This is a genomic window from Treponema sp. OMZ 799, from assembly GCF_024181365.1.
Classification (GTDB): Bacteria; Spirochaetota; Spirochaetia; order Treponematales; family Treponemataceae; genus Treponema_B.
In genome coordinates this window covers 1,197,747-1,213,793 of sequence record NZ_CP051301.1, presented here as the reverse complement: position 1 = coordinate 1,213,793, position 16,047 = coordinate 1,197,747, and the positions used below count along the sequence as shown (strand labels likewise).

Annotated in this window: 11 protein-coding genes; 5 read left to right on the top strand and 6 right to left on the bottom strand. The window is 38.2% G+C overall.

The window, feature by feature from the left end; all coding sequences use genetic code 11:
• The first annotated feature begins 55 nt into the window (after positions 1-55).
• Both E4O04_RS05465 and E4O04_RS05460 read left to right on the top strand, forming a co-directional pair.
• Positions 56-1,858, top strand: coding sequence for an ABC transporter ATP-binding protein/permease (locus tag E4O04_RS05465; RefSeq protein WP_253710446.1), 1,803 nt, complete (start codon positions 56-58; stop codon positions 1,856-1,858).
• Positions 1,855-3,624, top strand: coding sequence for an ABC transporter ATP-binding protein (locus E4O04_RS05460; protein WP_253710445.1), 1,770 nt, complete (start codon positions 1,855-1,857; stop codon positions 3,622-3,624). Before E4O04_RS05465 ends, E4O04_RS05460 begins: the two co-directional genes overlap by 4 nt.
• A gap of 13 nt (positions 3,625-3,637) precedes the next feature.
• Here E4O04_RS05460 and E4O04_RS05455 read toward each other — a convergent pair whose 3' ends face one another.
• The 4 genes from E4O04_RS05455 to E4O04_RS05440 all read right to left on the bottom strand — a co-directional run bounded on the left by E4O04_RS05455 (position 3,638) and on the right by E4O04_RS05440 (position 10,566).
• Positions 3,638-5,719: a HAMP domain-containing methyl-accepting chemotaxis protein gene (locus tag E4O04_RS05455; protein ID WP_253710443.1), complete on the bottom strand. Its 2,082-nt coding sequence runs from the start codon at positions 5,717-5,719 to the stop codon at positions 3,638-3,640.
• Between the two features lie 145 nt (positions 5,720-5,864).
• Positions 5,865-7,190 carry a Na+/H+ antiporter NhaC family protein gene (locus E4O04_RS05450; RefSeq protein ID WP_253710441.1) on the bottom strand — a complete coding sequence of 442 codons (1,326 nt, stop codon included), beginning with the start codon at positions 7,188-7,190 and terminating at the stop codon, positions 5,865-5,867.
• 10 nt (positions 7,191-7,200) lie between these two features.
• Complete coding sequence (locus tag E4O04_RS05445) at positions 7,201-8,373, bottom strand: MalY/PatB family protein (RefSeq protein ID WP_253684973.1); 1,173 nt, start codon at positions 8,371-8,373, stop codon at positions 7,201-7,203.
• A 180-nt stretch (positions 8,374-8,553) separates the two neighbouring features.
• Complete coding sequence (locus tag E4O04_RS05440; RefSeq protein ID WP_253710439.1) at positions 8,554-10,566, bottom strand: sigma-54 interaction domain-containing protein; 2,013 nt, start codon at positions 10,564-10,566, stop codon at positions 8,554-8,556.
• Between the two features lie 125 nt (positions 10,567-10,691).
• Between E4O04_RS05440 and E4O04_RS05435 the strand changes: the two genes are divergently transcribed.
• The 3 genes from E4O04_RS05435 to E4O04_RS05425 all read left to right on the top strand — a co-directional run bounded on the left by E4O04_RS05435 (position 10,692) and on the right by E4O04_RS05425 (position 13,084).
• Positions 10,692-12,488, top strand: a complete 1,797-nt coding sequence (locus E4O04_RS05435) for a tetratricopeptide repeat protein (protein WP_253710437.1) — start codon at positions 10,692-10,694, stop codon at positions 12,486-12,488.
• A 72-nt stretch (positions 12,489-12,560) separates the two neighbouring features.
• Entirely contained in the window at positions 12,561-12,719 is a 159-nt protein-coding gene (rd, locus tag E4O04_RS05430; protein WP_002670545.1) for a rubredoxin, read from the top strand.
• An 80-nt stretch (positions 12,720-12,799) separates the two neighbouring features.
• Positions 12,800-13,084, top strand: a complete 285-nt coding sequence (locus E4O04_RS05425; protein ID WP_253684976.1) for a hypothetical protein — start codon at positions 12,800-12,802, stop codon at positions 13,082-13,084.
• Positions 13,085-13,178: 94 nt separating this feature from the next.
• Here the strand turns inward: E4O04_RS05425 and E4O04_RS05420 are convergent, their stop codons facing one another.
• Positions 13,179-13,862, bottom strand: a complete 684-nt coding sequence (locus E4O04_RS05420) for a P-loop NTPase family protein (protein WP_253710436.1) — start codon at positions 13,860-13,862, stop codon at positions 13,179-13,181.
• A 12-nt stretch (positions 13,863-13,874) separates the two neighbouring features.
• Positions 13,875-15,962, bottom strand: a complete 2,088-nt coding sequence (fusA, locus tag E4O04_RS05415; RefSeq protein WP_253684978.1) for an elongation factor G — start codon at positions 15,960-15,962, stop codon at positions 13,875-13,877.
• Positions 15,963-16,047: the final 85 nt, after the last annotated feature.

Here is a 16,047-nt window from a genome sequence, read left to right as displayed (position 1 = left end):
CATATAAACTACTTACGGTAAATTAAATTTATAATTAAATATTTTCGGAGTTTTTATGTTTATAAACAAACAACTCATTTTTCTTTCAAAGGGAGGAAGAAAACTTTTAGTTCTTTCTTCTGTTTTAAATTTTCTTTTACTTTCGTCAAAGGTGTTGATTACCTTATGCACGGCGTTGATGGTGCAGTTAATATTCGGAAAAGAAAAAATTTTATGTTTTACCTCCTTAAATCAAATATTTATTTGTCTGGGAATTTTAGCGGTTTTTTCCATCATATTACAGCGTACAACAAGCTTAAAAGGACAAGAATGCAGTATTAAAATTAAAGATATCTTGCGCGAAAAAGTTTTTAAAAAACTTTTTGCTCTAGGCCCAGCCTATACTATCAACAGACGTTCAGGAGAACTTGCCTCCATGGTTTTTGCAAAAACAGAATGGTTAAGTCCCTACTTTTACCAATACCTTCCCTTTGTAAGCGGCACCATATTACTAGACATAGTATTAATTTCGATTTTATTTTACCTTGATTATGTAGTAGGTATAATCTGCCTTTTAGGAGCTGCAGGTATGTTGGGGTTTCCAATGTTCTTTTTTAAAATTATGCAAGAAAGAGGAAAGGAAGAACATGCAGCCCATTCAAAATACTATTCTGATTGTCTGGATGCATTACAAGGCCTTACTTCTTTAAAAGCCTTAAATGCCGATGAGTACCAAAAAGAAAAACTTCAAGGGCAGGGCGAAATCTTGCGTGTTACAATTATGAATCACTTAAAGGTTACTATGATCGACAGCGGAGTTTTACAGCTTTGTGCGGCAATCGGAGGAACCTTATCGGCGGCAGTTGCAGCATTAAGAGCTTACCTATATTCTTCGCCCGACAACCTTATCTACATTTTATTTTTAACCGCAGCTTGTTTCTCACCCATGTATATTCTCATAAATATTTGGCACTTGGGTTATCGAGGTGTTACGGCCTCTTATGAAATCTATAATTTTTTAAAAACACCGGTAAAACTTTCTCTTTCGGCAAATCTTTTAAACGTAAGCAAAAAAGATAATCTAAAGGAAGGAAGTGAACTTAAATCAAAACAGGCAACAGATAATTTTACTGGAGATATTTCTTTTACAAATGTAAACTTTGCCTATGAGGAAACTGACGTAATAAAAGATATCTCTTTTACAATTCCGAACGGTACTTCAACGGCCCTTGTCGGTTCTTCAGGCAGCGGAAAGTCCACAATAGCACATCTCCTTGCAGGTTTTTATCCTATTAAAAACGGAACAATAAGGGTGGGCGAAAAAATTCTATCCGAAAAAACTGTGGATGAAATTCAAAATTTGATTTCTGCCGTTTGGCAGGACAGTCATATTTTTTTCGGGACAGCCTACCAAAATATTTTAATAGGCAAGCCGGATGCAACAAAAGAAGAAGTAATAGAGGCTGCAAAAAAAGCACGCATTCACGATTTTATCTCAAGTCTCCCTGACGGGTATAACACAGTCCTAGGTGAACGAGGTGCAAAATTTTCAGGAGGAGAAAGACAGCGCATTGCCATAGCAAGGGCCTTTTTAAGAAACTCTCCTATTCTAATTTTTGATGAAGCCACCTCCTCTCTTGACAGGCAAAGCGAAATGGAAATCCAAAAAAGCTTTTCGGAACTATGTAAGGGTAAAACCGTTTTGATAATTGCCCACAGGCTTGCAACTATTCAAAAAGCGGAACAAATTTGCATAATCGATAACGGAAAAATAGAAGATGCAGGAACACATGAAGAGCTCTCCTCAAAGTCGGAATCTTACCGTAAGCTCATGGGAGAGCAAATCTTAAAACAAAAAATTAAAAAGGAAATTATATGATTAAAGTAAACGACACTATCTTTGCCCTGACCAAATATATTAAAGGTTTTAAAATTTACTTATTTATTTCGATATTGTGCAATGCAATATTTAAACTCATTCCAATAGCACTTTCACTTTTAACCTCCTATACCATAAGCGCAATACTTTTAGGCCGGACTGAAAGAATAAAACTACTGTTCATTTTGATTTGTATTTTTATTGCCCTGCAAGCAGTCTTTGCCTATCTTGATATTTATGTTGGCCATGACATGGCTTATAGAATTTTGACAAAGCTAAGAATGTTAGCCTACGAAAAAATAGATGAGATAGCTCCTGCAGGACTTGAAAACGAAAGAAGCGGCAATTTAACTTCAATAGTTTTAAACGATGTAGAAATTCTGGAATGGTTTTATGCTCACACCATTGCTCAGATTTTTGTTGCAATTTTTATTCCCCTTGCAGTTTTAATATTTTTGGGAAGCCTTTCAATTTATCTTTCTCTGGTTCTCCTACCCACACTTATCTTACTCATGCTATTTCCTAAATTTAAAAAAAGAGAGGCAGACAAACACGGCTTCGATTACATGAAGGCTGCGGGCGGCCTAAATGCCGAATCTGTTGACTGCATTCAAGGCTTAAAGGATATTATTTCTTTTAGATACCAAGAACACTATCTAAAAAAAATGTTTAACTCCGTGACAGGTTTTAATAAAGCTGTGTTTACGGATGCCAAACGGAGAACAGACCAAAATTTAATCTTATCGATTCTAATGCTGACGGCTTCTTTTTCTGTAATGATTACCGCAGCCTTTTTAGTAAAAAACGGTTCCTTAGCCCCTCTTTGGTTTTTGCCCGTCTTGGTAATTTCTTCGGCATTTTTAAATCCCATAGCCGATGCCCTGCAAATGAGTACCCAATACGGTCTCATCGCTGCAGCCTCAAAAAGAGTATTTAATCTTCTTTTTATGGAGCCCGAAGTTTACGATACGGGAACAAAAACGGCTGAAGAAATAATCGCCAAAGGAGAACACAATGTAAAAGAAATTTGCGTAGAATTCGACAATGTAGAATTTACCTATCCTCAAAAAAATGAGGAGAAGCAGAATCCTAAAATATTAGACGGACTTTCGTTCAAATTTAAAACAGGCGAAACCCTTGCCCTTGTAGGACATTCCGGTTCCGGAAAAACTACCGCAGCCCGTCTTTTGCAAAGATTTAGAGAACCCGATGCAGGTTCAATAAAAATCAGCGGTACCGATATAAGAGAATTAAGGTTGAGGTCTTTAAGGGATCTTATTACCGTAGTTCCTCAAGATGTATACTTATTTAATATAAGTATAGAAGAAAATTTGCGGCTTGCAAAAAGAGAGGCAAGTACGGAAGAAATCCAAAATGCAATAAATGAAGCCGAAGCAGATAAGTTTATCGAAAAGCTTCCCTTAGGTAAAAATACCGTAATAGGAGAGCGAGCCTTAAAACTTTCAGGCGGAGAAAAACAGCGGCTTTCGATAGCCCAAGCCTTCTTAAAAAATTCTCCCGTTTTGGTATTAGATGAAGCGTCGGCAAATCTCGATTCAGAAAATGAAAGACTTATAAATTTAGCCTTAAAAAAATTGAAGGAAGGAAGAGCCTGCCTCGTTATTGCTCATAGAATTTCGACAATAAAAAGCGCCGATAAAATTGTGGTGTTAAAGGAGGGGAAGGCCCTTGCACAAGGCAGCTTTGATGAACTTTTAGAAAGTTGCCCCTACTTTGTAAATTTAATAGGAGCAAAAGAAGAATAAAATTATTGTCAACCTACACCTTAAACTTTGCAATCTCGGAAGCAACCCCTATAGCCGTTTCTTTATTTAGGCTTGCAATATCGGTTACATCTTGAACCGTTTTGTTGACCTGCCCTACACCAACCGACATTTCGGTCATACTTTGAGTTATATTTTCAGAAAGAGAAGAAAGGGTTTTAAGCTCTTGTGAAATTTTTTCTATTTTTGCAAGCATTTCATCTGAACCTCTTTTGACGGCTTTGCTTACCTCTTCCATTCCGTGTATTTCATGTAGGACAGCCTCTGCATCTTTGAGCTGCTCATTCATGGTTCTGATCATTCCGTCTTCTTGGCGGTAGATAAAATCCATCATAGAGCTTATCTTTTCAAATTGTTCTGAAACGCGGGGCCCTGCGCCGTTTAGGTTTTCGATCTTGCTTTTTAACTCTTCCAAAACCTTTGTAATATTTTTACCCTGCTCTCCGGATTCTTCGGCAAGTTTTCTGATTTCATCGGCAACAACGGCAAAGCCCTTTCCGGATTCTCCTGCATGAGCGGCCTCGATTGCTGCATTCATTGCAAGGAGGTTTGTCTGACTTGCCGTATTTTGGATAACCGAAATTGCATCCAAAAGTCCTTCTGATTGTTCCGTTACGATTCCGGTAATATCCACCACCGATTTTACAGTTTCTTTTCCTTGATGGGTAGCCTGCTCGAGCTCCTTAATGGCCTTTAAATTGTCTTGAGCCTTACTTCTCACTCCTTCTATATTCGAAACTATTTCTCCGACGGACTTTGTAGAAGATGTAAAACTTTCGGCCTGATTGTCGATATGAACATCAAGGTCCGAAATATTTTTTGATATTTCATCTACCTTGCTGACAGCGTTTTCGACACTGGAGTTTTGAGTGAGCACCTGTCCCCTCACCCCTTCAATATTTGCAGTAATCTCATTTAAGGCAGCGGCAGATTCAACCATATTTGCGGATAAATTTTCACATATTCCCTGCATCCTATCAGTATGTTTACCTATACTTGCAAGGGCAGCACTTACTTTTTCGATTGCATTATTTAAAACTGAGGTTATGCTTCCCACCTCATCATTTGAAACATCAGCCCTTATACTAAAATCTCCTTCGGCTATCTTATTAAATACCGAATTCATTTTAGCAAAACGGCCGAAAAAGATCCGTAATAAGAATGAACTGATTACCAGCATAATCAGCAAAATGGCAAATGACCATATAAAAGGCAAACGTAAAATTAAAAATATGGGAGGAATAAACTCATTCATGGGAGCTGCAAGCATGATTGAATAAGGGAAATTTTGTAACTGTTTTTTTGAAATAAGCACCTTGCCCAAATCCTTATCCGTGTAATGGTAAAGCTCGGGGAAGCCTTCGACAGAGAGCAAACTGCCCGTAATAAGTTCTATCTTTTTTCCTATTAATTCGGAGTTTGAGGATATTAAAACCTCATCCCCCTTTCCAATAAACCCGAGCCATGAATTATTACTGGGGGCGGATTTTTTCATTTTTTCTATTGCACTATCCAAATTCACGGATAAGCCTGCAAAGCCTAAGGTCTCGCCCTTATCATTAAAAACCTTACAATCAAACCAAAAATTTGTAGTTCCCAAGGTCTTATTGTAATCAATGTCATAAAATATATTTTCTTTTTCTTTTAAAATGGCATAAAACCATGAGTCATCCGGATTGTCCTGAGATAATTGATCCCGCACAATATTTTTATCTTTATCAACTACGTAATAAGAACCGGTCAAGCCGGAAGCTGCAAAACATGTACTGAATTTTTCCTCACCTGCCAGCTTTAGCATCATTGATTTGATATCTTCCCCGTCTTTTCCATCCTCTTCGTAAGACTCGAACCATCTTATTAAATTGTCCTGCCTCGCAAAATTTTTTGAAATGGTTAAACCGCTTTCAAGATCTCTTTGCAGTTCCGAAAAAGAAGAATCTAAGATATACTGAATATTTTTATAAAAAATACCCTCGATAAATGATCTTGTATAATAAAGGGTTGAAGTTAAAGCTCCGAATACAACAATAACCAAGGTAAGGGTTAAAAACAAATTTACTGATGTTCTAATTTTCATTATAGCCTCGATTCAAATATTTATTCATTATTTTAATACATTTTATCAAAAATATCTAGTAATAAAAGAAAAAAAGTCCCGTCCTCAGAGAATGTAAACTCTAAAAACGGGACAGTTTTCTAGGAAACCTTATTTTTTAACTTAATCAGATAGCAGCCTTTTCTTCCTTGGTTCTTAAAAGACCTAATTGAATAGTTATAACGGCAGCCGCTATCAATCCGAAGATATAATATGAGTGTGCAAGAACTGCCGTAGGAGCAACACCTGACAGACCTGTTACAATCAGCATACCTCCGTCATGCGGGCAAAGGGCCAAGAAGGCACAAGCAAAGATATCAAGTAAACTTGCTAAGCGTTTCGGTGAAATCTTGTATTGAAAGCCGATTTCCTTTGCAATAGGAGCAGATATAATGATGGCTATTGTATTGTTTACCAAGGAAATGGACAGAAGTCCCGATAACAAACCGATTCCGTATTCTGCACCTTTTCTGCTCTTGATTCTTGAAGTAATCTTATTGATAAGCCAATCAATACCGCCGTAGTATTTTATCAAACCGATTAGACCGGAGATTAAGATGGCAACGATAGTAATACTCATCATATCTTCCATACCATCGCCTAAAGATTGAACAAAGGTCATAAATGTCAAGGTACCCTGCAAAACACCTATCAAACCCGCCATAATAATTCCTACAAAGAGGACGGCAACAACATTCATACCCGTTAAGGCTGTAATTAAAACTACAATGTACGGAATAATTCTAATCAAATGGAATTCCAAATCCCCCGTAATTGTACCTTTACCGCCCATAATCGCATACAAGATAAAGGCAAAAACTGCAGCCGGTATGGCAATTAAAAGGTTCATTCTAAACTTATCCTTCATTTCACAGCCTACACCCTTCGTTGCAGAAATAGTCGTATCCGATATGATTGAAAGGTTGTCGCCGAAATAGGCTCCGCCGATTACTGCACTGCAAGTTACAGCCAAATTTAGATCCGACTTTGTTGCAACTCCAATTGCGATCGGGGCCATAGCTGCAATCGTTCCCATGGAGGTTCCAATTGCCGTAGAAATAAAACAGCTCATTAAAAATACTCCGGGAATCAACAAGGCACTTGGAATATAGGTCAAACCTAAATTGACAATGCTGTCTACACCGCCCATCGCCTTTGCAGCACCTTGAAAACCTCCGGCCAAGAGATAGATAAGGCCTATGAGCATTACGCCTTCATTTCCGGCATTTTTAGAAAACACATCAACCTTTGTACCGAATTTTTCCTTGCGGTTCATAAGAACAGCAATGAAGATACCGATTAAAAGAGCAACATGCCTTGGAAATTGTTTAAAAGCCTTAGGAACTCCCTGAGCCGTAAAAAACAAACCGAATCCGATGTACAAGGCTAAAAAAACCAGTAACGGAACAAAGGCTATAAAGCCGTACCTTTTTGAACTTCTACTTTCATCCATAAATTTTCTCCTATATTTTTTTTATTGCAGCTTCCAACTGCATAAGAGCCCTTTCAATTACCCGGCGAGAAGTTGCTGCATTAAATCTCACAAAACCGCTTCCGCCTTCACCGAATTCTATTCCGCTTCCCAAAGCAAGTCCTGCTTTTTCTACAAGAAATTTTTTAAGCTCATCGTCATTCATTTTTAGATCTCTTGCATCTATCCAGCAAAGATAGGTTGCTTCAGGTTTGTTCGGTTTTAAAACCGGAATATTTTTTTTGCAATATTCATAGATGAATTCCATATTGCCGTGAATATAATCTATTGCCTGACTAAGCCACTCTTCTCCTTCTCGGTAGGCAGCAATAGTTGCTACAAGACTAAAACAATTATTGCGTGCTACATCCATCTCTTTTAAGTTTGCAATGTATTGATCTTTTTCTTCCATGTTGGGGAAAATAATTGTAGATGCTTGTAAGCCTGCAAGGTTAAAGGTTTTACTGGGAGCTATCATAGTATAGGTAATTGTTTCAACCTCTTTAGAAATAGAAGCCGTAGGTATGTGCTTAAAGCCTGAAAAAATTAAATCCGAATGAATTTCGTCCGAAATGATTTTGACCTTGTATTTTAAACAAAGGGAGGTTAAGCGTTCAAGTTCATCCCTTGTCCAAACACGGCCGACAGGATTATGAGGATTGCAAAATATAAAAAACTTAATTCCTTTTTTAAACTCCGCTTCAATACCTTCAAAATTCATTTTATATTTTTCCCCTTCTACTATAAGAGGAATGTTCACCAATGTTCTTTTTGTATTTAAAACTATATCGGTAAAGGGATGATAAACAGGGGTCGTTATCATCATACGGTCTTGCTCGGTACTGAACATCTGCAGCATCATACGCATTGCAGGCACAACCCCCGGAGCAAAGGCCATAAGATTTGTATCCGGTTTGTAATTGTTTCTTTTAATCTGCCAATCTGCAACAGCATCAAAATAAGAATCAGGCCTAAAGGTGTATCCGAAAATACCCTGCTCTGCTCTTTCTATTATTGCATCAATTATGGGTCTTGCAGTTTTAAAATCCATGTCGGCTATCCATAAGGGAATCACATCATTTGTACCGTAATGCAAATGAGCTTCTTCAAACTTTGCCGAATAATTTGAAGACCGGTCTATTATTTCATCAAAATCATACTTCATACAACTTTACTCCAAAATGATACTTTATTTTATACAAAGCAAAAAGTATACCAAGCAAAAATCAATAAGAAAAATTTACGGTTTTATAGAAAAAAATGACTTTTTATAGAATTTTTACACAAGCATAAATTGGTTGAGGTATCCCGATAACCCCATTTACATCCCATTACTAAGCATAATTTAAAGGACTAAGCTCCTAAGATACATGACACCCTTATCGTTTATCGTTGTACCGCAGCGGCCTTCATTTATCGTTATAAAATCTTTTTTTTCAAGATCGGAAAGAATTTTGCGTATGAGACTTTCAGAAATACCCACCTCATCCGTACGGCACCTATCTAAAATTTTTCTTCTTCCAAGGCCTAAAGGAAAAGCGCTTTCCAAGAGTCTTAAAATATAGACTTCTTTTTCCCGATATGATAAGGCAGCATGCGGTTCCTGAGGCTCAAAATCGATGATATATTTAGGCAGGTGCTCAATCCTTATCTCTTTTTCATCCAGATACTTTAAATATTCAAGAACATTGTAAAGCTCTCTTATATTTCCTTCCCATCGGTATTTTAAAAAAAATTCTTTTACCTGAGGAGATAACACAAAACCTGCCTTTATCTTATTCATAATATACTCGGATATAACCAAAACATCTGCTTCTCTTTCCCTCAAAGGAGGAACTTCAATAGGTATTGTATTTAAACGGTAGTACAGGTCTTTTCGGAATTTGTTCTGAAGGGTAAGCTCCCTTATGTTTTCATTTGAAGCTGCAATTATTCTGACATCAATTTTGATGATGCGGTTTCCGCCAACCCTTATTATTTCTTTTTCTTGAAGAACCCGCAAAAGTTTAATCTGAAGGTTTGCACTCATTCCTTCTATTTCATCAAGAAAAAGAGTACCACCGTGGGCATACTCAAAGAGCCCCAGCTTACCTCCCTTTCTTGCTCCCGTAAACGACCCTTCTACATAGCCGAAGAGCTCACTTTCCAAAAGGCTGTCTTGGAAGGCGGCGCAGTTTAAGGCAATAAAGGGCATAGAAGACCTTTTTGATGCCTTGTGAATGGAATGAGCAAATAATTCTTTTCCCGTTCCGCTTTCACCAGTCAAAAGAATGGAGGCATCAGACCTTGCAGCCTTTCCTGCTATTTCCTTTATTTTACAAATTGCCTGACAGTTGCCGATTATATCATCAAAGGTATATTTAGCAGTATGACCTTTTTTCATAAGCTGCATCCTAAGATGGTGTTGATTTTTTTCCGTGTCGCTAAAACGCTGGAGCAGAATATATCTGCCTGCATATTGATTTTCCCAATAAAACGGAAAAACATTTAAAGCAAAATTTGTTTGGTTGATCCGGATAATTTTTGAAACCTTTTTTGTAAGACCGGAATCTTCCAAATGATTATAAATATTTTTTAATGCAGTTTTAAACTCCCTGTTGATAAGTTCAAACCTAGATATATTCATAATCTTGCAAAAGGCATTATTGCATACAAATATCTTACCCCTTACATCAATACCGATAACGGCAACATCCAGCGACTCCATCAGCATTTGATAAGCATTTTCAATGCTCATCGTCTTATTTGTAAGAAGATCTATGCTGTAATTTTGCTCGGCAAGGGTTGAAACATATTGCCTATAGCTTTCGCTTTGAAGGATATGAGAGTAATCAAGCCTTAAAGCCAGTTCAGCTATAGTATTCGCCGTTAAAAGCCTGTCTCCAATATCCAAAACTTCAGAAATATGACCGGGAACAAAACGGCGCTCTCCGGGAGTTATAGCCATATCAAGATTAGGTATATTTTCTTGATTGGGATAGCAAGGATACAGGATAATATTTGTTACACCAAGCCTGTGTAAATCCGAGATGGTTTCTATAGCCATCTGCCTGCTCAAATTTACAAGAAGAGCTTCAGTTCCGTTTTTTATGGCCTTAAGCAGATCTATCTCTTTTTGCCTGAAAGTCAAACGTATAAATACAGCTTTTGATTTATCGATTTTAGCCATAATAGGCTCAAAATTTTCACTCGAAGTAGCACCTATCAAATAAACATCGGCACATTCGATATAATCGAAATTATCGGCATCTACACTTTTAGTGCCGATAATGATATCTTCATCAAAAAAATTTTTTAAAAAATTTTTATATCCCTCAGCAACCTTTGAGGAAATAGTAATAATAAGAACCTTTTGCATTCTCATCTCCTGAATCGGCCTATCGATATATGCTATCATAGCTTAAAAAAAATTGCAATTAAAATTCTTAATTAAGATCTCAAAAAGATATTGGCAACATTACTAAAATATATTATAATATAGAAGTGAGCTTTTACGTAAAAAATTTTGCAGTCAAACATCGTTCTCTCTTCATTTTTGCATTAATAATGTGCTGTCTGCCTTTTTTTTCCTGTGTAAGCACAAAAAAAGCGGTTTCGGAGGATGTACCGGCAGGCTCTATAGAACAAAACGGAGCAGGTTTAAAACCTATAGGAGAAGGTACAATTCTTTCCCTCCCCGGAAAAGATGAACTCGTCGAAAAAAAGCTTGATTCAACCCTTGCCTCCCTCATAGAAAAAGGCTCCCCTGCAAGTTTAAAAGAGGCTGTCCTTTTTATTCAAAACGACAGCAAGGGACTCACAAACGAAAATAAACTTTACCTAAAAATAATTGCAGATATAATGTATCTTGTATATCCCTTAGAAACAAACGGTGTCAAACCTCCCATCTATGCAGAAGATGAACCTTATTTACGGGCCCTGCGCGAAGTAAAAGTAGGATTATATCCTGTTTCAACAAAAAGAGACGGTTTTTTAAGCCTTATAATTCCGGCATTGGTTTTAACCTATGATGATTTTTCGGAAGCAGTGCTTGAACCATATGCGGAAGATATAGAATCAAGGCTTGTAGCGGCTCAAAAGCTAAGACCTCAGTCAGTTCTGCCCTATTATTTTTTAGGCCTTTTAAAGGAAAAAAACAATAAATTGACGGAAGCCGTTGCCTTATACCAAAAGGCATGGCAGCTTGACTCCTCATGTTATCCTGCCGGTTTTAAATACGGGCAATTTGCTGCCGAATCAGGTAACGGAACCGAAGCCTTAAAAATAGCTGATGAGCTAAACAACCTCTATAGTGACAATACCGAAGTCAAACTCCTATATGCAAGAGCCCATATAGCAAAAAATGATTTTAACAAGGCTTCGGAGAACATTGTATCGGTTCTAAAAAAAGAGCCTGAAAATATTTCAGCCCTTCTTTTGCGTATAAGAATATTGATAGAACAAAAAGAATACTTAAAGGCGAACTCTCTTTTAGATGCTTATTCGACAAAGAATAAAACCGCAAAAAACTATCTTTTATACCGAGCCCGAGTAACAAGGGAGTGGAATAAAAACCTGATTCGAGCCTCCGAATTTTTAACCGAGGCTTATAAATACTACCCTGAAGATTTTAATGTTCTTTTATCTTGTGCAGAAATTTGCTTTGAAGCCTCAACAAAAATAGATAATAAGCCTGCCGATTTTTTTATCCGCAAGGTATTAGACGGCTACCCGGAAAATACGGCAGCCCTAGCCCTTTTGGTAAAAAACGATATTAATAACGGAAAATGGCAGCAGGCAGTAGAATTGGCTGAAGACCTGGCAGCTAAATATCCAAGCGATACAAACAAAGAACTCTTATTGACCTCATACCTTGGTGCAGGCCAAACATCAAAGGCTCTCAGCCTTGCAAAACAACTTTATGCAAATACAAAAAATCCTTCAAACGCCTTTATAAATCTTTATATGGAAGCTTTATATGCCGGAAAGGATTATCAAACCGTAAAGCAGGTAATAAATCAAAAAATGAAGGGAGCCGATTCTGAGCTCAAATCTATTTTGTATTACTATAATGCAAAATTGCAACAAGGGAATCCAAGTGAATATTTGAATTTTTTACAATCAAGTCTCTTGTCAAATCCAAGAAACAAAAATTCTCTTTTTGCCATGTATGAATGGTATCTAAAAAATAAAGACTATAAAAAGGCAAAATATTATCTGGGGCAGGTCTTAGCCCTCGATCCTTCAAATAAAAATATCATTAATTTATCGGAAAACTTAAATAAATTACTTGCCGATTAACAAAAAAAAGTGTATTATGAATGTGTGTCGTACTCTATGCGATATACAAACATAAAGACAAGGAGTATAAGTATGGATAAATATGTATGCGATTTATGCGGATATGTGTATGATCCGGCCCTAGGCGATCCCGATGGAGGTATTGCCCCAGGAACAGCATTTGAAGATATACCTGATGATTGGGTATGCCCCCTTTGCGGAGTAGGAAAAGAAAGCTTTACAAAGGTGTGATGCTTTAAGGCATCAAAAACGGAGCCGGCTTTTAAAACAAGGCCGGCTTTATTTATAAAAAGTTACGTTTGGGAGAAGTTATGGAAATCAATGATTTTATAAATACAATAGGTTATGACGGGAATTCTGCCATAGTAGATAAGGCAAGACTTTCAAAAAATTCTAATAAAAATATTGACCAACTATTGGAAGCAGGAGCTTTCAGGGCTGCGGCAGCCTATGCCGTTTATACCGAATCCGAAGAAGACCTTCAAAGAGTGGCCGATGGATATAATAAACTATCCCGGTCAAATTATAAAAAAGAACAAATTAGGAGACTTTTCGGAGTCTCTAAGGTTGAAGTCAAAAAACGACTTGTCTGGTAATTACTTGTTTTGAATTAATTTTTCATTAAAAATAAAAAAGCCGTGCGAGGTATCAACCTTACACGGCTTTTTGTCATAGATGCTAGTCTAAAACTTATTTTTCGCTCAAAAGCATGGTTTTGGCATCAAAAGAAGATCCGGTATCGGAAGCTCCATTTCCGTGTTCTTTTAAGGCCTTAATTCTTACGAAATCCCCATCATTTTCAAGATAGAGAAGTACATCAATCTCATCAACATACTTTTTTAAGCTCTCATCGATTTCAAAGGAAGAAACATCTGCAGCAGCCGTATACCAAACAGCTATATCCATTTCCTTGGCGAAGGCCTTCATCTCCTTCATTGCTTCAGGCAGGGCCTTTGCAAAGTTAAAGTCGTCAATCATAACTACTGACGGCTTTGAACCTCCTTCTGACAAGGCTCTGATTGTCTTTAAAATCTGAGTAGTTCTAACCGTATCCTGATTAAAGTTTAAGACAATCCTCTTAGCAAAAGCTTGGGACTTTACCTCTTGAGCATTCCCAAGATTCTTTTTCTTCGAAAGTTCATTGAACATATCGTTATACCATGTTATGGCATAATCCACATGCTGGCTGAACGATATATGAACAACAGGCTTGTCCTGTAAGAGTTTATCTAAACCGAATTGAACTAAAATAGATGTTTTTCCTACACCCTTTTTAGATGTAACAACACCTACCTCACCTGATGCCAAGCCGCCGCCGAGAGCTTTTTCGAGTTTTCTCATGGGGCTTTTTTCAATCAAATCTTCTTTAAGCATTACAGAGCCTCCTTATTTTTTTTCTGCAAGCCGTTTAGCTTCGTATTCTTTTATCAGTTCTTCCGAAATACTTGCAGGAGCCTTGCCGTACTTGGCAAATTCCATAGAGTATTCGGCCTTTCCCTGTGTGGAAGAACGCAAAATGGTAGAAAATCCGAACATTTCACTTAAAGGAACTTCGGCATCTACACGGGTAAAGCTGTCGTCTTCCGTTGATGAAACAATAATTCCTCGTCTTTGATTTATAAGACCGAAGATATTACCTTGGAATTCCTGAGGTCCTTCAATAGAAACCTTCATGATAGGCTCAAGTATGGCAGGTTTTGCGGCCTTGTATGCTTCACGGAAGGCGCCGATTGCAGCAGCCTGGAAGGCCATATCCGATGAGTCTACAGGGTGGGACTGTCCATCATTTATAGTAATCTTAGTTCCTACAATCGGGAATCCGATCAAGGTTCCTCTCTTGACGGCTTCCTTAAAGCCCTTATCGCAAGAAGGAATGAATTCCGAAGGAATTGCTCCTCCCTTTATCTGATTGTCAAACTCATAATCCTGTTCGGTGATGGGTTCAATAAAGCCTGCGACACGGCCGAACTGACCTGAACCTCCTGTCTGCTTTTTATGAGTATAGTTAAAGTCGGCTCTTTGAGTGATGGCTTCGCGGTAAGCAACCTGCGGCATACCTGTTTCAACATCGCACTTATATTCTCTTCTCATTCGTTCAATGTAAACTTCCAAGTGAAGCTCGCCCATACCCTGAATGATGGTCTGGTTTGATTCCTTGTCTACATAGCTTCTGAAAGTCGGGTCTTCCTTTGTAAAGCGGTTAAGAGCCTTGGACATTTGGTCGGCAGCCTGCTTATCTTTCGGTGTAAGAGAAAGAGAGATAACGGGATCCGGAACATACATGGAGCTCATGGCATAGTTTAGGTTTCCTCCGCAGAAGGTATCACCTGAAGCACAGTCAATACCGAAGAGGGCTACGATGTCGCCGGGGCCGCCTTCGTTGATATCTTCCATGGTTGCCGAGTTCATTCGAACCAAGCGGCCTACCTTAAATTTCTTTTTGGCACGGGTATTAAAGAGCTCTTCACCCTTCTTTAAAGTTCCCTGATAGACTCGAACATAGGTAAGCTGTCCGTATTTTCCGTCTTCAAGCTTAAAGCCTAAAGCTACTACGGGAGCATTTTCGTCCGTTCCCAATACGATGGGCTTTTCATCTTCATCAATATTTAAAGCCGTATTTTCAATTTCGGTCGGGTCGGGGAGATAGTAACCTACTGCATCCAAGAGGGGCTGGATTCCCTTATTTTTATAAGCTGAACCGAGGAAGACGGGAACAAACTGCTCAGCAAGGGTTCCCTTTCTAACGGCTGCTCTGATCATTTCTTCGGTTTCGGCACCTTCCAAAAAGGCTTCGGCCAATTCGTCGGAGAACATGGTAGCGGCATCAATCATTTCTTCCCTGTATTTTTGGGCATCGGCTAAAAGATGCTGGGGAATTTCGGCCATGCGGATCTGGGTACCGTTTTCGCCTTCAAAATACATAGCCTTCATTGTAACAAGGTCTACAACGCCTTCAAGCTTATCTTCCAAACCTATCGGAATCTGCATCATATAAGCATTAAGCCCTAGTTTTTCCCTAAGCTGCATTCGAACCTTAAATGGGTTAGCTCCCGTTCGGTCGCACTTATTTACAAAGGCGATTCGGGGAACATGGTAGCGTTTTAACTGCCTGTCAACAGTGATAGACTGGGACTGAACACCTCCGACAGAACAAAGAACCAAGATAGCTCCGTCCAAAACGCGCAAAGAACGTTCAACTTCGATAGTGAAGTCTACGTGCCCGGGAGTGTCAATTACGTTAACCGTATAATCCTTCCATTTAACCTGAGTTGAAGCCGACTGAATCGTGATACCTCGTTCCTTTTCAAGCTCCATATTATCCATCGTAGCACCCACACCGTCTTTTCCGCGGACCTCGTGTAAAGCATGAATCCTATCACAATAAAAAAGAATTCGTTCCGAAAGAGTAGTTTTACCGGAGTCAATGTGAGCACTAATACCGATATTTCTCATCTTAGAAATATCATTACCCATAATCAATACCTCATCTTTATAGATTTTTAGGAGAAAAAACACTTTCCCCTAAATGTTTTCATAAAACCGAAAAGTTAATAATACT

Coding starts and splice junctions, on each gene's coding strand:
- E4O04_RS05465 (WP_253710446.1), top strand. CDS start 56: ATGTTTATAAACAAACAACTCATTTTTCTTTCAAAGGGAGGAAGAAAA.
- E4O04_RS05460 (WP_253710445.1), top strand. CDS start 1,855: ATGATTAAAGTAAACGACACTATCTTTGCCCTGACCAAATATATTAAA.
- E4O04_RS05455 (WP_253710443.1), bottom strand. CDS start 5,719: ATGAAAATTAGAACATCAGTAAATTTGTTTTTAACCCTTACCTTGGTT.
- E4O04_RS05450 (WP_253710441.1), bottom strand. CDS start 7,190: ATGGATGAAAGTAGAAGTTCAAAAAGGTACGGCTTTATAGCCTTTGTT.
- E4O04_RS05445 (WP_253684973.1), bottom strand. CDS start 8,373: ATGAAGTATGATTTTGATGAAATAATAGACCGGTCTTCAAATTATTCG.
- E4O04_RS05440 (WP_253710439.1), bottom strand. CDS start 10,566: ATGCAAAAGGTTCTTATTATTACTATTTCCTCAAAGGTTGCTGAGGGA.
- rd (WP_002670545.1), top strand. CDS start 12,561: ATGGATAAATATGTATGCGATTTATGCGGATATGTGTATGATCCGGCC.
- E4O04_RS05425 (WP_253684976.1), top strand. CDS start 12,800: ATGGAAATCAATGATTTTATAAATACAATAGGTTATGACGGGAATTCT.
- E4O04_RS05420 (WP_253710436.1), bottom strand. CDS start 13,862: ATGCTTAAAGAAGATTTGATTGAAAAAAGCCCCATGAGAAAACTCGAA.
- fusA (WP_253684978.1), bottom strand. CDS start 15,962: ATGGGTAATGATATTTCTAAGATGAGAAATATCGGTATTAGTGCTCAC.